This is a genomic window from Cohnella luojiensis (genome assembly GCF_004564235.1).
GTDB classification, from domain to species: Bacteria; Bacillota; Bacilli; order Paenibacillales; family Paenibacillaceae; genus Cohnella; species Cohnella luojiensis.
Window position 1 is genome coordinate 244210 of the sequence record NZ_SOMN01000003.1, and the last position, 19389, is coordinate 263598.

19 protein-coding genes are annotated in these 19389 nt (G+C 53.1%); 14 read left to right on the top strand and 5 right to left on the bottom strand.

Translation table 11 applies throughout. The features are described from left to right. Nucleotides 1-154: 154 nt before the first annotated feature. On the bottom strand, nucleotides 155-571 hold the full coding sequence (locus E2980_RS04885; protein ID WP_135150999.1) for a VOC family protein: 417 nt from the start codon (nucleotides 569-571) through the stop codon (nucleotides 155-157). 195 nt (nucleotides 572-766) lie between these two features. On the opposite strand from E2980_RS04885, the gene E2980_RS04890 reads away from it, so the two are divergent. Both E2980_RS04890 and E2980_RS04895 read left to right on the top strand, forming a co-directional pair. Then, nucleotides 767-1747: an aldo/keto reductase gene (locus E2980_RS04890; RefSeq protein WP_135151000.1), complete on the top strand. Its 981-nt coding sequence runs from the start codon at nucleotides 767-769 to the stop codon at nucleotides 1745-1747. A gap of 244 nt (nucleotides 1748-1991) precedes the next feature. Further along, the gene (locus E2980_RS04895) at nucleotides 1992-2462 is read left to right on the top strand and encodes a CHRD domain-containing protein (RefSeq protein ID WP_135151001.1); all 471 of its coding nucleotides are present in this window, start codon (nucleotides 1992-1994) and stop codon (nucleotides 2460-2462) included. Nucleotides 2463-2533: 71 nt separating this feature from the next. On the opposite strand, the gene E2980_RS04900 is transcribed toward E2980_RS04895, so the two are convergent. Then, complete coding sequence (locus tag E2980_RS04900; RefSeq protein WP_135151002.1) at nucleotides 2534-2809, bottom strand: DUF2653 family protein; 276 nt, start codon at nucleotides 2807-2809, stop codon at nucleotides 2534-2536. Nucleotides 2810-2815: 6 nt separating this feature from the next. Next, nucleotides 2816-3244, bottom strand: coding sequence for a hypothetical protein (locus E2980_RS04905; protein ID WP_135151003.1), 429 nt, complete (start codon nucleotides 3242-3244; stop codon nucleotides 2816-2818). Nucleotides 3245-3401: 157 nt separating this feature from the next. On the opposite strand from E2980_RS04905, the gene E2980_RS04910 reads away from it, so the two are divergent. Further along, nucleotides 3402-3959, top strand: a complete 558-nt coding sequence (locus tag E2980_RS04910) for a DUF309 domain-containing protein (RefSeq protein WP_167746974.1) — start codon at nucleotides 3402-3404, stop codon at nucleotides 3957-3959. On the opposite strand, the gene E2980_RS04915 is transcribed toward E2980_RS04910, so the two are convergent. Beyond that, nucleotides 3922-4500, bottom strand: a complete 579-nt coding sequence (locus E2980_RS04915; RefSeq protein ID WP_420808605.1) for a beta-class carbonic anhydrase — start codon at nucleotides 4498-4500, stop codon at nucleotides 3922-3924. The two genes, E2980_RS04910 and E2980_RS04915, sit on opposite strands and share 38 nt — an antisense overlap. 21 nt (nucleotides 4501-4521) lie before the next feature. Further along, on the bottom strand, nucleotides 4522-4863 hold the full coding sequence (locus E2980_RS04920; protein WP_135151005.1) for an iron-sulfur cluster biosynthesis family protein: 342 nt from the start codon (nucleotides 4861-4863) through the stop codon (nucleotides 4522-4524). Nucleotides 4864-4974: 111 nt separating this feature from the next. On the opposite strand from E2980_RS04920, the gene E2980_RS04925 reads away from it, so the two are divergent. The 11 genes from E2980_RS04925 to hfq all read left to right on the top strand — a co-directional run bounded on the left by E2980_RS04925 (nucleotide 4975) and on the right by hfq (nucleotide 19241). Further along, nucleotides 4975-6522 carry a carboxypeptidase M32 gene (locus tag E2980_RS04925; RefSeq protein ID WP_240702878.1) on the top strand — a complete coding sequence of 516 codons (1548 nt, stop codon included), beginning with the start codon at nucleotides 4975-4977 and terminating at the stop codon, nucleotides 6520-6522. 17 nt (nucleotides 6523-6539) lie between these two features. Further along, complete coding sequence (locus tag E2980_RS04930) at nucleotides 6540-7511, top strand: aromatic acid exporter family protein (RefSeq protein ID WP_135151006.1); 972 nt, start codon at nucleotides 6540-6542, stop codon at nucleotides 7509-7511. 143 nt (nucleotides 7512-7654) lie between these two features. Continuing rightward, nucleotides 7655-8218 carry an outer spore coat protein CotE gene (locus tag E2980_RS04935; RefSeq protein ID WP_135151007.1) on the top strand — a complete coding sequence of 188 codons (564 nt, stop codon included), beginning with the start codon at nucleotides 7655-7657 and terminating at the stop codon, nucleotides 8216-8218. A gap of 189 nt (nucleotides 8219-8407) precedes the next feature. Then, entirely contained in the window at nucleotides 8408-9859 is a 1452-nt protein-coding gene (locus E2980_RS04940; protein ID WP_167746975.1) for a putative amidoligase domain-containing protein, read from the top strand. Between the two features lie 68 nt (nucleotides 9860-9927). Beyond that, complete coding sequence (gene fni, locus E2980_RS04945) at nucleotides 9928-10986, top strand: type 2 isopentenyl-diphosphate Delta-isomerase (protein ID WP_135151009.1); 1059 nt, start codon at nucleotides 9928-9930, stop codon at nucleotides 10984-10986. A 160-nt stretch (nucleotides 10987-11146) separates the two neighbouring features. Next, on the top strand, nucleotides 11147-13801 hold the full coding sequence (mutS, locus tag E2980_RS04950; RefSeq protein ID WP_135151010.1) for a DNA mismatch repair protein MutS: 2655 nt from the start codon (nucleotides 11147-11149) through the stop codon (nucleotides 13799-13801). Beyond that, nucleotides 13798-15225, top strand: coding sequence for a S41 family peptidase (locus tag E2980_RS04955; protein ID WP_135151011.1), 1428 nt, complete (start codon nucleotides 13798-13800; stop codon nucleotides 15223-15225). Before mutS ends, E2980_RS04955 begins: the two co-directional genes overlap by 4 nt. A gap of 39 nt (nucleotides 15226-15264) precedes the next feature. Then, the gene (gene mutL / locus E2980_RS04960; RefSeq protein ID WP_135151012.1) at nucleotides 15265-17208 is read left to right on the top strand and encodes a DNA mismatch repair endonuclease MutL; all 1944 of its coding nucleotides are present in this window, start codon (nucleotides 15265-15267) and stop codon (nucleotides 17206-17208) included. Beyond that, nucleotides 17205-17981 carry a class I SAM-dependent methyltransferase gene (locus E2980_RS04965; RefSeq protein ID WP_135151013.1) on the top strand — a complete coding sequence of 259 codons (777 nt, stop codon included), beginning with the start codon at nucleotides 17205-17207 and terminating at the stop codon, nucleotides 17979-17981. The genes mutL and E2980_RS04965 overlap by 4 nt, the downstream gene beginning before the upstream one ends. Then, nucleotides 17974-18966 (top strand): tRNA (adenosine(37)-N6)-dimethylallyltransferase MiaA, encoded by a 993-nt coding sequence (gene miaA / locus E2980_RS04970; RefSeq protein ID WP_135151014.1) that lies wholly within the window; start codon nucleotides 17974-17976, stop codon nucleotides 18964-18966. Before E2980_RS04965 ends, miaA begins: the two co-directional genes overlap by 8 nt. A gap of 29 nt (nucleotides 18967-18995) precedes the next feature. Continuing rightward, on the top strand, nucleotides 18996-19241 hold the full coding sequence (gene hfq / locus E2980_RS04975) for an RNA chaperone Hfq (RefSeq protein ID WP_135151015.1): 246 nt from the start codon (nucleotides 18996-18998) through the stop codon (nucleotides 19239-19241). Nucleotides 19242-19389 lie beyond the last annotated feature (148 nt).

Consider the following 19389-nt stretch of genomic DNA (forward strand, 5'->3'; position numbering starts at 1 on the left):
AGTATTCAATAACCGACACTTTCATTAAAGCATACTTTGCTCCTTTATAGGATTGGAAATTGAAGGTTGAAAACTCAAAAAGGATATGGGGCTTTCTTCCGAAGAAAAGCTCCGTATCCTTAATTAATGCTTCCAATCAAGCTTAAAACACCTTTTATTCGCCGTCGTAATTAAATTGCCATTCAATTCCGAGTTTATCCGTTAAGCTTCCGTAGCATTTGCTCCAGAAGGTCTCTTGAAGCTCCATGCCGATCTTGCCGCCTTCTTTCAGCTTATGGAAATACGACTTCACCTCTTCCAAGTTCTTGCTAACGATGGAAAGGCTTATGTTGTTTCCTTGAACGAAAGGCATTCCCGGGAACACATCGGAGAACATAACGTTGCTCCCCTGGATGTTTAGCCGTGCGTGCATGATTAAGTGTTTCGCTTCCTCCGGAAGAGGATAGTCGGGGTGCGGCGGCGCATCTCCGAAAGTGGTAAGCATCATGATTTCCGTTTCGAATACTTGAGCATAATACTCGACGGCTTCGCGGCAATTCCCATTAAAATTAAGATAAGCATCAACGGACATTAATTTCACTCCTTATCCATATTTGGAAAATGAATACCAAGCAATTATAACATCACAAGGCGAATTTTCAAATTTCCGCTTGATCCTCGGTCGGCGCGGTTTGAAAGCCGGGGGATGCTTTTCTTTGTTTTGGACAATTTTTCCGGTACAATAAGTCAGGTAAGAGAAACTCAATGCAAAGGTGCGTGGGATTTCATGAAGTTTAGTGCGCTGGGAAGATCGGGTCTCAAAGTAAGCAAGCTTTGCCTTGGAACGATGAACTTTGGCGTGGATACGGACGAGAAAGAATCTTTCCGTATTATGGATGCCGCATTGGATGCTGGAATCAACTTCTTCGACACCGCGAACATTTATGGCTGGGGCAAGAATGCCGGAAGAACAGAGGAAATCATCGGACGCTGGTTCGCCCAGGGCGGGGGGCGACGCGAGAAAGTCGTACTGGCGACCAAGTTCTACGGAGATATGAGCCACGAATCCGATGGACCCAACAGTGAAGCAGGGTTATCCGCTTATAAGCTCCGTCGTCATTTAGATGGATCGCTCAAACGGCTGCAAACCGATCATATCGAGTTATATCAAATGCATCACGTCGACCGCAGCGTTTCTTGGGACGAGCTATGGGAAGCCTTTAACGTCGTTCTGCATCAAGGAAAAATCGGATACGTAGGTTCTAGCAATTTCGCCGGACGCGATCTTGTCAAAGCCCAATACGAAGCGAAGTCGAACCGTATGCTGGGACTTGTAAGCGAACAGCACAAATACAGCTTGTTATGTCGCCTGCCGGAGCTTGAAGTGTTGCCTGCGGCCGAGGAGCTTGGCATTGGCGTTATCGCTTGGAGCCCGCTGGACGGCGGGTTGCTCAGCGGACATGCCTTGAAGCCGATCGAAGGCTCCAAGAGAGCGAATAATCCGGAGCGGGTAGAGAAGCACCGCGATCAACTGCACGCTTTCGAAGCGTTGTGCCGCGAGCTTGGAGAAAGCGAAGCGAACGTCGCGCTAGCATGGACGCTCGTACAGCCCGCGATGACAGCACCGATCATCGGACCAAGAACGTTCGATCAGCTGCAATCGGCACTAAGAGTCGTGGATATCGTATTGGAGGAAGACACGCTTAATCGACTGGACGAGATTTTCCCGGGTCCCGGCGGTTCCGCTCCTAGAGCTTACGCTTGGTAATCGTCCAAGCCGAATTATGGAATTTATAACTACTTATCATAAAAAACGGGGCGACTATTCGCCCCGTCAGAACGTCGAGAAACCCACGTCGTCTTAATTAAGACGACGTGGGTTTCTCTTTTTTTTGGCCAAGCCTCGAACGTTCCGAAAAAAGTCGTGATTAATGAAGGTGATTAAGTGTACAAGCATATCTCTGATTCTCTGAATACTTTATAGTACCTGAATCAGAGAGGAGGAATACAGAATGGCTGATTTTATTGCGATATTGCGAGGTCGATTTGAAGTGCCGCCGGTTGCCACGGATGCGACTGGAACAACGTTATTTCGACTTAGCGGTGATGGCAGGCGTCTGCACTTTTCTCTAAAAGTCAATAATATCCGAAACGCCACCCAAGCCCATATTCACTTGGGATTCCCCGGACAGAATGGGCCGATAGTCGCATTCCTGTTTGGTGCGGGCAGATCCGGTAATACAGGTGGGTCAGATTTTTTGGTGGAAGGTACCTTAACGCGCGAAGATTTGATCGGACCCCTAGAGTGGGGGACGATCGCCGACCTCGTGCGTGAGATTCTGCGCGGTAATACCTATGTCAACGTTCATACGGTACAAAATCCGGATGGCGAAATACGCGGACAAATTGTACCTACCCTAGGGACGATGTCGACGCGGAAGAGCAAAGCCGTGAAGAAGGGCTCCAGTAAACGAAAAACGTAGAACCTGTATAAAAAGATAAAGCCCGCCACTCTCTATTTAGAGAAGGCGGGCTATTGACTTTTCGCTGACTATTAAGAAATATCCGCCCACATCTCGTCTTCAACGTCGAGCGTAATTTGCGAAGGATAGACTCGCTGGTCATACTCGGTAAGCATGTAACGCATGATCGCTTCCTTAAGATTTGCTTCGATCAAGATGCGTTGGCGCCCTTGGATCCAAACCTCGGCGCTGAAGCCTTGGTCTTCTTCGTACACGAGCTCGACTTCGACGGAGGTCACGGGCACTTCATAACGTTCCGCCATGTTCAGGCATACGGCGTTGACGATTTGATCCATGCTAAGTCGCATTTTCGATTACCAACGACGATGGTTTGGATTTTGGGATTGCCGGCGTCTCTTAAACGCATCGTAGATTCCTCTGGCCACCATGAACAAGACGACTAACGCGATAGCGTTCAATAGGAAGCCCATCATGTTGCCGAAGAATCCGGACCCGAACATCCCGCCGAACATCAAACCTGCCAATCCGCCGATCATCATGCCTTTCATGAAGCTTCCTCCGCTGAAAAATCCGCGGTTAGTCGATGTTCCGGCAGAAGATGCCGAGGATTTATTCGCGGTGGAGCTGTTGCTCACGCCGTTATCTGATTGAGCCGGTGTTTTGTTGAACGATTTCTTGCCCGAGCTGAACGAGCGGGGTCTTGCGTCCGCGCTGTCGGCCGGAACGGTTACGACGACGGTGAATGCGAATAAGCTAAGCAATAGCAATGCTTTTTTCCACATTTGGTTTAATTCCTCCTGCTAAAATGATTGTTGCGTACATTCATTCTATACGTGATAGGGGGGAGAGGGTTTCAGTAATTCCGAAGGTGCCCGTTAGCAAATTTTGAGGTATGCTTATACTCAGATGCGGAAAGTCAAGAAAGAGGAGAACTACCCAATGACATTATTCCATTATCCGGAAGAATATATTCATTATTTGGCGGAATACAACGGTTCGCGGGATTATTTCGAATGCCATGAGATTATGGAGGAGTATTGGAAGGAACATCCGGAATCGGAATTCAAGACGAGCTGGCTGGCGCTCATCCGGATACCGGTATGCCTGTACCATGCGCGTCGAGGCAACTGGACGGGAGCCGTTAAGCTTATGGGCAAGGCAGCGGAAGAGGCGGAAGCTCTGCAATTTGATAAGTTAGGACTTGACGGAGCAAGGCTTGTAGAAGAGTTGCGGCGGGCGGCGAAGGAATGGCGCGATCCTGGCGCGCGGTACGCGGACATAGAGCTGCCGATTACGGATGGAGAATTGCTGGAAGCAGCTAAAGAGCGATGCAAGGAATTGGGGTATAGGTGGGGAATTCCTGGGCTGGAAGCGGGAGATGACGTAATCCATCGCCATAGGACGAGAGATCGCAGCGAGGTCGTACTGGCTAGAAAAGAATCGGCCAAGCGCAAAGCGCTTAGCCGCGGGATTCCAGATGACGATAGCCGTCGGTGACCATCTCTAGTTCGCCTGTTTCCGGGTGAATAATGAGTCCGTGCACCGGAGTGTTTGGAGGAAGGAGAGGGTGATTGCGAACGATATCGACGCTGTTCTCTACGCTTTCGCGAACGCTATCGAAGCCCGTTAACCAACGGTTTAGATTAATGCCGGAATGGCGGAGAGTATGGATGACATGGTCTTGAATACCGCGCGCTTCCATGTGGGCAACGATATTGTTCGGATCGATCCCCGTCATTCCGCATTCATGATGCCCGACGATGAACACTTCATCGGCGTTCAACTCGTATAGCGCGATCAAGATGCTGCGCATAATGTTGCCGAATGGCGAAGTCAGGATAGCTCCGGCGTTCTTAATGATCTTCGCGTCGCCGTTCTTGAGATTCATCGCCCTGGGAAGCAATTCCGTCAGGCGCGCATCCATGCAAGTGACGATGACCATGCGCTTGTCCGGAAATCGGGTGGTCAAGTACTCTTCATACTCTTTTTTCTTCACGAACTCTTGATTATAAGCCATTATTGCATCCATTTTACGCACTGCTAGTTCCTCCCGCTCTATCTATTTCGCGGCATCCGCCTTACGTTTATCTTCCAGCTTCAATCGATTGCTATAAATCTGCCCGTCGCTCGCCAGCTTGAACGCCCGGTGCTCCGGTTGGTAGGTAACGCGCATCAGATCGTCGAAGAACACTTCTTGGCGTTTCTCGTACCACACTTCCAATGAATTGCTTTCGGCCTGCAGATCTCCTCCGGCGGGGGCGTCGATTGCCCACAGCGTAGCAACTCCGCTCGCCGAGCAGCCGCAGCCTTCGGAATCGGACACGAGCTTCCACACAGCAGCATCAGCGCCGAATCTATTCTTTACTTCCGCGATAGCGTCCTCGCTCCATTGAATGATCATTTTAAGTCGTTCTCCTCTCCGTAAACTTCACGAAACGGTACTCCTGAAATTTACCTTGGTAAGTTGATTATAGATTTTGCGGAAGGTATGATCAAGGAGACAATATCCAGAATGAAAGGTCGTGCCCTTATGAGTAAAGTAGATCAGGTACAAACGCCGGACTTGAAACGCTTTCGGGAATTGATAGGTCAAATCAAACAATACGAAGAAATATTAGGGCTAGTCTATTGGGATATGAGAACGGGAGCTCCGCGCAAAGGGATCGAGCTTCGATCCGAAGCAGTCGGCGCGTTGTCCTCCGAGACGTTCAAGCTGTCCACCTCGGAAGAGATGGGCAAGCTTCTACATAAGTTGAACGAACCCGATCAGAGAGCGCAGCTTAACGAAATCGATCGCAGGCTCGTCGAAGAGACGACCAAAGAGTACGAGCGCAATCGCAAAATACCTCCCGAGCTTTATAGGGAATATGTCGTGCTGACGTCTCAGGCGGAATCGGCTTGGGAGTTTGCTAAGGAAAATAACGATTTTCCGGGATTCGTCCCTTATCTGGAGAAAATCATTGCCATCAACCGCCGGTTTATCGAGTTGTGGGGAGTGAAGACGACTCCGTACGATACGCTGCTCGACATGTATGAGCCTGGCTTAACCACGGTGGAGCTCGACCGCTTGTTCGGAGAGCTGCGGGCGCGTCTCGTACCGTTAGCGGAACGGATCGCGAACTCCGGGAATAAACCGGACACTTCGTTCCTCGAGGGAACCTTCGATAAGGAAGCGCAGAAGAAGTTCAGCAAGCTGATCCTGAAGGAAATGGGCTACGATTTCGAAGCGGGACGGCTGGACGAAAGCGTTCATCCTTTCGCGACGGGACTAAGCCCGGGCGACGTGCGGATTACGACGCGTTATTTGCCGGACGATATTACGAGCGCTTTGTTCGGCACGATTCACGAAGGAGGGCACGCCCTATACGAGCAGAATATTAAAGCCGATCTCGCGGGTACGACGTTATGTACGGGAACCTCGATGGGGATCCACGAGTCTCAGTCGCGCTTGTGGGAGAACATGATCGGACGCAGCCTAGGGTTCTGGCAGCGTTATTTACCGGATCTTCAGGCTCATTTTCCAGGGCAACTGGATGGCGTTACCGCCGAGCAATTTTACCGGGGAATCAACGTCGTTCAGCCTTCCCTGATTCGGATCGAGGCCGATGAGCTGACCTACAACCTGCATATCATGATTCGTTACGAGATCGAGAAAATGCTGTTCAACGAAAACCTTAATCCTCGGGACCTCCCCGAAGTGTGGAACAAAAAGTACAACGAAGCGCTAGGAATTACGCCTCCGAACGATGCGGAAGGGGTTCTTCAGGACGTACACTGGTCCGGCGGAGCATTCGGTTATTTTCCTTCCTATTCGCTTGGTAACATGTACGGGGCGCAAATGATGGACATTGCCCGCCGGAAGCTTCCGGATTTGGATGCCCAAGTGGCGTCGGGACAGCTGTTGCCGTTAAAAGAATGGCTGACGGAGCAGGTGTACCAGCACGGGAAAATACTGCAGCCATCAGAGATCATTGAACGGATTAGCGGTCAGTCCTTGCAATCGTCTTACTTGTGCGATTACTTGGAAAACAAATATAAGGAAATCTATCGTTTGGAGTAGCAGCGGGAGGAACTCAGATGGGCTTTCGCGTCATCAAAACAGCAGTAGCCTCGCTATTGGCTATCTACACGGCCTACTTGATAGGCGTAGACAATCCATTATCCGCGGGCTTGCTCGCGATCTTAGGCATAGACACGACGCGCTGGCGGGGAATCAAGACGGTATTCGCGCGGTTTAGCGCTTCGGTATTAGGCTTGATGCTAGCCTCTTTGTTATTCGAATTCATAGGCTTCTATATTTGGGTGCTCGCCGTTTATATCCTGCTTGCTTACCCTTTGCTTGCCCGAACGGGCTTGAAGGACGGTATTATCACGGGATCCGTTATCGTGTTTCATTTATTCGCTCGCGGAGAAGTAACGGCCGATGCAATCGTAACTGAGCTTGAGTTGCTGGTAATCGGACTTGGCTTGGCAACGGTATTCAACTTGATTTATATGCCGAAGGAAAATAAGACGTTGTTAACTCTGCGTACGATAACGGAGGACGGCTTCTCCGCGATCTTCCGCCATCTGGCGGTACATCTGCGAAATCCGGACTCTATCTGGGGCGGCGAGGAAGTACTGGAAACGGGGGCAGCCATCGAGGAAGGGATGGAAGTGGCGCAACGCGCGCGCGAAAACCGGCTCATCCCGCAGGACGAACCTTGGCAGCTTTATTTTCAAATGCGCCGGCAACAGCTGGAATCCATACAATTAATGATGGAATCCGTCGCATTCGTATCCAGGCATGTCCCCCAAGCCGAGCTGATCGCCGTTCTGTTCGATCGGTTGACGGTCGACGTCAAATCGGATTATTACGAGGGCGAGACGGAGAGAATGCTGACGGAATTAGAGAGAAGCTTCAAGGGAATGTCGTTACCGTCGACTAGGGAAGAATTCGAAACGCGTTCTTCTCTCTTCCAATTATCACGCGAATTACGTCGTTATTTAGGCATTGCGAGCCGCGAGAAAAAACGGAAGTCAACTTCTGCCCCAGCGATCATACAATGAAACGTAAGGTCTATTCAGACAACCGCCCGCATCTAACTTTGCCGGGTAACGGTTGCGGGATGCAACAATACATTTTTGTCACTCTAGACGAATGTCCTGCATAGACTTTAAGTGACTTGATCGTATGGAGGAGGTCTACCGAAATGGCTATTGCGGATAAACGGCTGCAGCGCAGGGAAATCATCACGAAGGCGGTTTGCGGCAAAGGCCGTAAGTTCTCGACGATTACCCACACCGTAACGCCGCCGCACCACCCGACCAGCATTCTGGGCGCGTGGATCATCAATCATCAGTATGAAGCGGTGAAATCAGGGGACGGGATCGAAGTAATCGGGTCTTACGATATTAACATCTGGTATTCGTACAACAAAAACTCGCAAACAGATGTCGCGAAAGAGACGATCTCTTACGTCGAACTCGTGTCTTTATCGTACGTTGACCCGAAACATCGCTCTTCCACGGAAGAGGTCTCCGCGGATGCAACGCAGGAGCCTAATTGCGTGGAAGCGACGATCAGTTCCAATGGTTCTTCCGTGCTCATCCGCGTCGAACGGGAATTCGCCGTGGAGATGGTGGCGGAAACTAAGGTGTGTGTCGTAGTGGATCCGAATGGATTCGACGACGAGGGGAAAGACGTCGACTTCGGCCTCGGTGATGATGGAGATTTTGAAGATCTCGATTCCGATTTACTGGAAGACGATTTGTAATCGGTTCGGTCATCAGCCGATACTTAAGTCTATGCAGAGACGGAACAATAGTCGAGGGCGAATGCCCTGTCGGAACAGCGGGATAAGCCTGATTGCAGCAGTGGCAAACATAGGGAAGGGTCATTCGGCTTCGGCGTTCATGCGCCGCCTGCGGGACGGCCCTTCCCGTGTTTCATGGGGGAGGACCGCATGGAGAGTCTGCCGGGCAAGATGTGGTTATATAGCCATCGGGGCCAACTCAATGAGGAGTGGGAGAAGTCGGGTATACCTGTGACCGACGAGCTATGGGCCGTTCAACCGAATGATTGCGTAATGCCTATTACGAATCCGATGGGAAAAGCGATAAGCCAGACTCCGGGAGACAGGGGACGCTCTCTTCGTCAAGGTCAGCAGTCTCCTTGGATTATGAACGAAGCTGCTTCTAGGATAGGTTGCTTATCAAGTGCTGAACTAGAAAGGCGGCTCCGCAGGGAGGGCTTGCCTGCGAGAATAGAAACGGCCGATCGTAACGGGACTCCTATTACGGTCTCGGTATGGGGATTAGACGCCATTGAAATGAGAAGATTATTTCCTGTTACGCAGAAATTTAATGGGATTAAATATAGTGCGGGCCTATCGGAAAACGCCAACTATGCGCAAGGGCATGCGATCTGGAAACCGGCGGAAAGATTGTCCGTTCGTGCCTTATACTTGCTTGGTCTCGATTTCGGTCAGGTTGAGCTTTCGTTAAGCGAAAAAGGGAGGTTAACCGTTAAGGGAATCTCGACTGAGATGAAAGTGACGGGAGAGGCCGGTAAGCTTAGACTTGCCGAAGTCCTATCGAGCTTCGCGGCCTCATGGTCTAACGAGACGGCGAGCGGCGCGCAAGCTAAGCTCGGCGCCGATCCCGAGTTCATCCTGATCTCTCCCGAAGGCCGTATCGTGCCGGCTTCCAGGTATTTCTCTCCTGAAGGCGCTGCGGGCTGCGACTCCATTCGGATTCGCGGCGAGAAGCGTTGGCCGCTCGTCGAGCTTAGGCCTAGGCCTTCCAAGGATCCGGCGTTGTTGATCTCCGATGTGCACAGGCTTCTTCAAGTGGCGGCCGAGAAGACTGCGGGTGTCGCTCTCTCTTGGCTTGCCGGTGCTTTGCCCGTCCCCGGATTGCCTTTAGGGGGACATGTGCACTTGAGCGGTGTAGCACTGACGGGGGAGCGACTGCGCGCGCTTGATAATGCGGTCGCGCTTCCTTTAAGATTGCTGGAGCCTCCTTTGGCGGCGAGCAGGCGCCCGCGATACGGGGCGCTGGGAGATGTCAGGCGCCAGCCTCATGGAGGCTTCGAATACAGGACGCCTCCGAGTTGGCTAGTTTCCCCGCGGCTTGCGCTTGGGGCGTTCGCCCTGGCCAAAGTCGCCGCTGAGCATTCGCGCGAGTTAGCGGTAACACGGCCTTTGGACGATGATCGATGCCGGGATGCCTTCTACGGCGGAGACAGAACTCTATTGTTGAAGGCTGCCCATTCCATTTACGAGGCTATATCGCGGACTTCCGGATATGCTTCCTACAAAGAGCCGATAGATTTTCTGTTTCAAGCGATTGCCCGCGAACGCAGTTGGGATGAAACAGCGGATATTCGCCTGAAATGGCGCATTCCTATTGGTTAGCGGGAGAATCCTACACATACATTTCTAACTCATTGTTTAAGCTAACCGTAGGATCGGAGGAAAGAATGATGATTATAGCATCAACGTCCGAATCGGAAGCTTCATCCGATATCGAGCGCAGGAAGAAAGAGCATATCGACATTTGCTTGAACGAGGATGTGAAAGGCAGGGGCGAGGGGACAGGGTTCGACCGCTACCGTCTGCGCCATCTCGCGCTGCCGGAGATTGATTTTCGGACCATCGATACTTCCGTAAGATTTTTGGGTCGCCAATTGAAGGCGCCGCTTATGATCAGCTCCATGACCGGAGGAACCGACGAGGCCAACCGCATCAACATCCGGTTGGCGGAGGCGGCCGAGCGCAGAGGGTGGGCGATGGGACTTGGCTCTTTGCGGGCCGCAATCGAGCAGCCTCAGAGCACGGGATCGTTCCAGGTACGCAAATATGCGCCGAACATCCCCTTGCTCGCCAATCTGGGCGCGGTTCAGTTAAACTACGGCTACGGGATTGAGGAGTGCCGCCGGGCGATGGAATTGACGGAAGCCGATGGCTTAGTTCTTCATCTGAACGGACTGCAAGAGGTATTCCAGAGCGGCGGAGACGTCAATTTCGGCGGTTTGCTGCGTAAGATCGAGAAATTATGCCGGGCGTCGTCGTTCCCGATCGGAGCCAAGGAGGTAGGCTTCGGCATCGACGGCGAAACCGCCAAACGGCTTGCCGAGGCGGGAATTGCTTTCATTGACGTAGCGGGAGCGGGCGGGACTTCCTGGATCGAGGTGGAGAAGCACCGATCGGACGATGTTATACGCAAGGCCGCGGCAAATGCTTTTCTGGATTGGGGAATGCCGACTGCGGAGTGCATCAGGGAAGTGAAGGCAGAGCTGCCGAATAGCGTACTAATAGCAAGCGGCGGTATGGCGAGCGGAGTAGACGCGGCCAAAGCGCTCGCTCTCGGAGCGAATCTGGCTTCGTTCGGAAGAGCGTTGCTCGCCCCTGCACTCCAATCGACTCAGCAAGTGGAAGTCCTATTCGAACGAGTCGAGTTCGAGCTGCGAGCGGCGATGTTCGGCATCGGGGCGGTTAATGTCGAGCGATTAATGAGCACGAATCGGTTACAGCGTTTATAACGGACGCTTTCCTCGCGAAATGGCGGAGTCGCCGCTTTCGTGCGGAAGTGTCCTTTTCTTTTGACTAGAGCATTCGGACTTGGTTTCGGAAATCATCCGACATTGCTATAATGAGATATTGAACTTATTATGTACCGCTTGGGATAGCAGGAGGAAGAGCATGGCTGGATATACCCCCATGATGGAGCAATATTTATCCGTTAAAGCGACGGCGACGGATGCTTTGCTGTTTTTTCGCCTTGGCGATTTCTATGAAATGTTCTTCGAAGACGCGATTACCGCCTCGCGGGAATTGGAAATAACGCTTACGGGGCGCGGAGCCGGGCAAGAGGAACGGATTCCGATGTGCGGCGTTCCCCACCATGCCGCGGAAGGTTACATAGCTAGATTGATAGAAAAAGGCTACAAGGTTGCCGTATGCGAGCAAGTGGAGGATCCGGCCAGCACGAAAGGCGTCGTGAAACGCGAGATCGTGCGTATCGTTACGCCGGGCACCGTCATGGATTCGAAAATGCTGGGAGACGCGACGAACAATTTCATCGTGGGAGCCGCGCGGCACCATGGCCGCTTCGGCATCGCTGCCTGCGACTTGACGACCGGAGAGCTGTACGTTACCTCTTTCGCCGATTCCGGGGAAACCGTCAAGAACATCCTGAACGTATATCGCCCATCGGAAGCGGTAGGAGATGAGGCGGCGATCGCGGTCATCATGCAAGGCACGAACCCAACGACCCGGACATTGCTCTCGACCGTTCGCGAAGGCGCCGATCTCACAAAGCTGACGGAACAGTTTCCGGACGAGCCTTGGAGTTCCCATGAACCCGTCCGTCAGAAGGCGGTCGCCCGTCTGATCGCCTACCTGGACGAAACCCAGAAGAGATCGCTCGCCCACCTTCGATCCGTTAAAGCCTACGATTCGGAAGCTTATATGTCCTTGGACGCATTCACTAGACGTAACCTGGAGCTTACTGAAACCGTGCGCGATCGTTCCCGCAAGGGCTCTCTTTTGTCGCTGCTCGACAGGACCCGCACCGCGATGGGCGCTCGTTTGCTTAAGAGATGGATCGATCAGCCGCTGCTCAACCACGAGGAAGCGGAACGCAGACTGGACGCCGTGGAAGCGCTGAACCAGGATTGGATCAAGCGCAAAGAGCTTCGGGACGAGCTTAGCGAGGTATACGACCTCGAGCGGCTCGCCGGAAGAATCGCATACGGAACGGCTAACGCAAGGGACCTAAACGCGCTAAGAAATTCATTAAGGCGCATCCCGTCTATTCAAGCGTTATGCCGAAGCTTCGGTACGGCGACGCTAGATGCGCTTGCCGGTCGCATGGATGCTTGCGAAGATATCGCCGACGCCATCGAACGGGCGATCGCGGATGAACCGCCCGTATCGTTAAGGGACGGAGGCCTCATCCGTCCCGGCTTCAACGCTAAGCTGGACGAGCTGCGCGAAGCGAGCCAGAACGGCAAACAGTGGATCGCGGAGCTAGAGCGTCAGGAGCGCGAAGCGACGGGCATCAAATCTCTGAAAATCGGCTTCAACAAAGTGTTCGGCTATTATTTGGAAGTTACCCGGGCTAACCTGGTGAACCTCCCGGAAGGCCGCTACGAACGCAAGCAAACGCTCGCCAACGCGGAGAGGTACGTCACTCCGGAGCTGAAGGAGAAGGAAGCGCTCATCCTGGAAGCGGAAGACCGCATGTTCGATTTGGAATACGAGAGCTTCGTTGCCCTCCGCGACAGCATTGCCGGCCAGATGGCGAGGCTGCAGGGGCTAGCGGAAAGCGTTGCGGCGCTAGACGTTCTGCAAGCGTTCGCGGAGGCAAGCGCGGAGCGCAGGTATACCCGGCCTAGCTGGACCGACGGAGAAGGTTACGATCTGACGATAGAGGAAGGCCGTCACCCGGTCGTGGAATCGGTTAACGAGAACGGCGTGTTCATCGCCAACGAAACGTCATTGACGGCGGACGGCGGATCGATTCTGCTCATTACGGGACCGAATATGGCGGGTAAGAGCACTTACATGCGCCAAGTCGCGATGATTTGCCTAATGGCTCAGATCGGCTGTTTCGTACCGGCTCGCCGGGCGGTGCTGCCGTTCGTAGATCGGATCTTTACCCGAATCGGAGCGGCGGATGACCTGGTAGGCGGCCAAAGCACGTTCATGGTGGAAATGAAGGACATCCAAGTGATGACGGAGCAAGCGACCTCGAGGAGCTTGATCATCATCGACGAGTTGGGCCGGGGAACGTCGACGGACGAGGGAATGGCCATTGCCCAATCGGTAATCGAATACGTACATAACCATATCGGCTGCAAAGCGCTCGTCTCGACCCATTTTCACGAATTGGCTCATTTGGAGGGCTCCCTGCCCGGTCTTCGCAATGGCTGCATGGCCGTTAAAGAGAGCGCGGACGGCGTGACGTTCCTGCGCAAGTTAGTGCCGGGAGCGGCGGACTCCAGTTATGGAATCTATTGCGCCCAGTTGGCAGGACTTCCGGAAACGATCGTCTCCCGGGCATATTCGCTGCTTAACGAACATGGCTCAATCGGTGACGAGCACAGCCCGGTCCGTACCGTGGTAAAGGAAACGGCTGCGGCATATGCGCCGGCCCAGCCGGCGAAAGACGTCGTGCAGTTGGCGATGTTCGCGGATTCCGCGCCGCCGGTTAAGCCGTCTAGATCGACCGCGAACGATAAGCTGTTAGACAAGCTCAGGAAGCTTGACGTCATGCGAATGACGCCGATGCAAGCGTTGGAATGGCTGAACGACGCGAGGAATCAATTGACGGAAAGCGGTGAACAGGCATGAACGCAAGCATGTGGAGAAAGTTAAGGATTACGATTTCGTTCGTTCTTGCCTTAGCCTTGTTCGGAGCAACCGCTCCGGCCGCGCTTGGCGCGAGCGCCGAGCAGATTGAGGAAGTTCGCGACTTGCTGGAGCAATACCACTTAAGCAAACCTGACGATGAAGATTTGGACGAAACCGAGATCGATGCGATGGTGGAGTCTCTTGAGGACCCTTACACGCAATATTTCGACGATGAGCAATGGGATTCGTTTAATTCGGTGCTGGAGCAAACTTTCGTAGGTATCGGGATCGTCTTGGTCGAGGATAACGGAACGGTATTCGTGGAGGATGTCATTCCGGGGAGCCCTGCCGAGTCCGCCGGCGTCGAACCGGGAGATGCTTTGGTCGGCGCTAATGGCAAGACGTTAAAAGGAAAAACTTCGGCGGAAGTTCAAAGCGAGCTAAGAGGAGCAGAGAACTCAATCGTAGCGCTTAGCGTTTCTCGGAACGGCAAGGCATTGAAATTCAAGATCACGCGGAAATCCGTGCAAATTCCGGTCGTAACTACACGGTTGTTGGAGAAGGGAGTCGGTTACCTTTCCTTGTCCGGATTTACTTCGAATGCCGGGAGCGAAGTGAAGAACCAACTTGAGAAGCTGGAGCAGAACGGGTTAACCTCCCTGGTGTTCGATCTTCGCAACAATGGGGGAGGATACGTGAACGCGGCTCAAGAAATCGCCGGCTTGTTCGTAGAAAAAGGCGTTCTCGCGCACATGCGGGATAGAGAAGGCGTTGATCACCCTCTCGACATTACGGGATCCGTCAAGCCTTATTCCGTCATTATCCTCGTTAACGAAAACTCGGCTAGCGCTTCCGAGCTTCTCTCTGGAGCATTACAGGATTATGGGGTAGCTAAGCTCGTCGGCAAGAAGACGTACGGCAAGGGAGTCGTGCAATCGCTCATTCCCGTTAAGAGCGGCGGCGTATTAAAGGTTACCGTTCAGGAGTACTATACGCCGAACGGTCGAAAAGTGGACCAAGTCGGTTTAAAGCCCGACTTGGTAGTCAACGGGGCCGCAGAGCAATTGATCGGCGCGTTTCGCTTGGCGGGCGGCCAGAAAGTGACTCTAACGTCTGGCAAAGGCGTTATAACGCTCAACGGGGTTCGGATGTCCCAACCGGGTGCCGCTTGGAAAGAAAAAACGGTATGGTACGTTAATCTCAAGCTCGCAACCGCTATGCTTGGAGGAAGGCTGACTTACGAGGCAAAGAGTCATACCCTTAACCTTACGGTAAACGATCAGATCCGGACGATTAAAACGAACGATTCCCATATCAGGATCAAGAACGGGCACTCCCATATCGACGTCAGGCTATTGAAAAAATGGTTTCCAGGCTTATCCTACTCGGCAGCAGGAGAAACGCTCAAAATGATAACAAATTAATTCATGCCATTAATTAATCGACATAAGGAGTGAGTCGGCATGGGCATCATTCGCCCCCTCGATGATCATTTAGCGAATCAGATCGCAGCGGGAGAGGTGGTCGAGCGACCGGCTTCCGTGCTGAAGGAATTGATAGAAAATGCCGTGGATGCCGGAGCTGCCCGTATCGACGTGTCCGCCGAGGAAGGCGGCCTTAACTTGCTGCGGGTTGCCGACAATGGCAGCGGGATCCAGGCCGATGACGTTCTGTTCGCTTTCCAGCGCCACGCGACTAGTAAAATATCCACGGGCAAAGACCTGTTTCAGATCTCGACCCTCGGTTTCCGAGGAGAAGCCCTTCCCAGTATCGCGGCGGTTGCCAAGGTGAAATGCGCGAGCGCCACGGACGACAGCGGCTTAGGCAGACTCGTCGAGATCGAAGGCGGCAACATTCTCGCGAACCGCGAGACGAACGCGCCTAAGGGAACGGAAATGGTCGTAAGGGATCTGTTCTATAATACGCCTGCGCGACTCAAATACATGAAGACGATCCAGACGGAGCTAAGTCATCTGTCCGATGTCGTCTATCGTCAAGCTCTTGCCCGCCCGGACATTGCTTTCACGTTCGTCCACAACGGAAATACGCTTCTCCGCACGCCGGGAAACGGCGATCTGCGGCAGGTGGTTGCGGCAATCTACGGAACTTCGTCGGCGAAAGCGATGATCGAGGTCAAGGAAGAAAATCCGGACTATTCGATCCGAGGATTAACCGCGTTGCCAATCGAGACGCGGGCAAACCGTAATGCGGTGACCGTATTGGTCAACGGGCGGTACGTGCGCAGCCAAGCGATCGTGCAGCCGCTCATGCAGGCCTATCATACGTTGCTTCCTTTGCATCGTTATCCGCTTACGGTGCTTGATCTAAAAATGCATCCGACCTTGGTGGACGTCAACGTCCATCCCGCTAAGCTAGAGGTCCGCTTTAGCAAGGAAAACGAATTGCGAAAGTTCGTCGAAGACGCAGTCAAGAAGGCTCTAAGCACGGAAGCATATATTCCTTCGGGAGCGGCCGTCCGCGCTCCGAAAGCGACGACATGGGTACAGGACCAAATCCGATTTCAGGTTCCCGCAGCCGAACCTGCGCAGGAGGAGCTTGCCGCAGCGGTTCAACAATTAGCCGAGCCTTTCCTCGCCGAAAGTAAATCGCTTTACGATAGCGAGAGCATGACGACGCCGGTTCGGGAAAAGCCGACTCCGAACAAAGAATGGACGCCACCGCCTCCTTCACAGGAACAGTCAAGCTATTCTGCCGGCAAATCCGTATCAAGTCAATGGAACGAGAAGCCGGCAACGGGAAGAATTCCCGAGCAGATATGGAAGTCTGCGTTCGCGGTTCCTGACGTAAAACCGCAAGTTCCCGATTTCCCGGAGCTGAGCTGGATCGGTCAGCTGCATGGAACTTATATCGTGGCCCAGAACGTTAACGGTTTGTATTTGATCGACCAGCATGCCGCACATGAGCGGATTCACTATGAATATTATTATGACAAGTTCGGCCGCCCGGAAGAGGCTAGCCAGGAGCTGCTGCTGCCGGTAACGCTCGAATTTGCTCCGGATGAAAGCACCGTACTGCGAGGACGATTAAACGCGTTTCAAAGCGCGGGCGTATATATGGAGGATTTCGGTGGCAATACCTTTATCATACGCGCGGTGCCGCATTGGTTTCCGGGCGGGGACGAGGCGGCGGTCGTTCGGGAGATGGCGGAATGGGTCATTCAGGAGCGAAGCGTCGATCTTCACGTTCTGCGGGAGAAAGCCGCGATCATGTGCTCTTGCAAAGCGTCTATTAAAGCTAACCAAGCCTTGACCAGGGAATCGGGGGAGAAGCTGCTCGAGCGGCTCGGAGCATGCAGGCAGCCGTACACTTGCCCGCATGGAAGGCCGATCGTCGTCAGCTTCAGCACGTACGAGCTCGAAAAAATGTTTAAGCGGGTGACGTCTTGATCGTTACGACATCGGAACGTCCGTCTGCGGACACCGAGGAAAGGGCGGTTCTTCTGGCCGCGGAATTGCAAGCATCTTACGTTCCGCGCTCGAACAAGACGATCCGAGCTATGCATGCGAAGTGGTCTGAAGATGAGATCGTCATCGTTAGCCCTAAAGAAATCAGGCTTATGCTGGAGGGGCAGCAGCCCTTTTATTTTCACCCTAGCATGGCGCTCGTAAGGCTCAAGAGAGTAAGAAACGGCGGCAACGATACATTGCTCTCGGTTTCGGGCATTTCCGATGGCGATACGGTAGTGGATTGCACCGCGGGGCTTTGCTCGGATTCACTTGTATTCAGTTATGCGGTCGGCCGCACGGGCAAGGTTATTGCGATGGAAGCATCCAAAGTGCTGCATGCGATCGTGAGGGAGGGCTTGATGTCGTACGAAACGGGATTGCACGATATCGACGAGGCTATGCGAGCTATTCAACCGGTTCATGGCAAGCATCAGGACCTCCTGCCCCTCATGAAGAATAAGAGCGTTGACGTGGTTTATTTCGATCCGATGTTCGAGAGGCCCGTAACGACGTCGAGCTCCATCATACCGCTTCGTTCCCAAGCCTTCCGGGAACCGCTGTCCTTGGAAGCGGTACGGGAAGCGGTTCGCATCGCACGCAAGAAAGTCGTACTTAAAGATCATCGCGATAGCGGACAGTTCGAGCGGCTCGGTTTCCGGCTTGCCCGGACGTCCGCCTCCGCGGTTGCTTACGGGGTGATAGAGATTGAATAGCTTAACGGAAGAAGATAACCGCCCGCCTCTGCTTGTACTGGTTGGTCCCACGGCCGTCGGGAAGACGGCGCTGAGCCTGCGGCTCGCCAAAACGTTGAACGCGGAAATCATTAGCGGAGATTCCATGCAGGTCTATCGCCGGATGAACATCGGAACGGCCAAGCTGATGCCGGAAGAGAGAGAGGGGATTCCCCATCATCTCATCGACATCCGCGAACCGGAGCATCCTTTTTCCGTGTCGGAATTCCAAAATCTGTGTTCGCGGAATATCCAAGAAATCCACGCCAGGGGACGTTTGCCGTTCATCGTGGGGGGTACGGGTTTATATGTCGAGTCCGTCTGCTACGGATTTCAGTTCCGGGAGATCGGAGCGGACGAGAGCTTCCGGGCGGAGATGAGAGACTTCGCCCGGGACAACGGGGCGCAGGCGCTGCATAATCGGTTAAACGCCGTCGACCCGGCATCAGCCGCAAAGCTGCACTACAATGACGAAGGGAGAGTAATAAGGGCGTTAGAAGTGTTCCGGCTGACGGGCAAACCGCTCTCGGAGCTGGCTGACCAGTCGCGAGGAGACGATAAGGAATCGCCTTACCGGCTGTGCATTATCGGATTAACGATGGACCGCGCAAAGCTATACGAACGTATCAACCTCCGCGTAGACGAGATGCTGGCCGCGGGATTAGTAGACGAGGTTAGATCGTTGTTGGCGGAAGGCGTTCCGCGGGAAGCGGTATCGATGAGGGGCCTGGGATACAAGGAGATAGCAGCTTACTTGGCAGGGGAGATGAATTACGACGAAGCGGTCGATATCTTGAAGCGGGATACGCGGCATTTCGCCAAGCGCCAGTTATCTTGGTTTCGGCATATGAAGGCGTTGGAATGGGTCGATATTGGAGACGAAACAAAAAACAGCGACCTTTTCTCTCGGATATGTGCTATAATAGCAGGAAAGTTTCAGATTGATATTGAATATATTTGTTCATAAATATTTGTGGCGATGGGGGTTTACGGCCAATGAACAAGTCCATTAACATCCAGGATACCTTTCTCAATCAACTTCGCAAAGACAGCATTCCGGTCACTGTTTATTTGACCAACGGGTTTCAAATCCGCGGCGTCGTTCGCGCCTTTGACAACTTCACCATCGTAATCGACAGCGAGGGCCGTCAACAAATGGTATACAAACATGCGATCAGCACGTTCATGCCGCAACGCAACGTATCCCTCATGCAACAGCAGGATAGCGGAACTGACAACTGATCCGGTGCCCTCGCGACACCGGGTTCGTGAAACTTTTCCCTAGCAAGAAGCGTCTAACAGAATAGGCCGGCACATGAGCAACCCGTCACCGGGTTGTTCTTTCTTTATGGAGGATAGGGTCCGTATAGGGTGAAGCGGTTGATGTTAG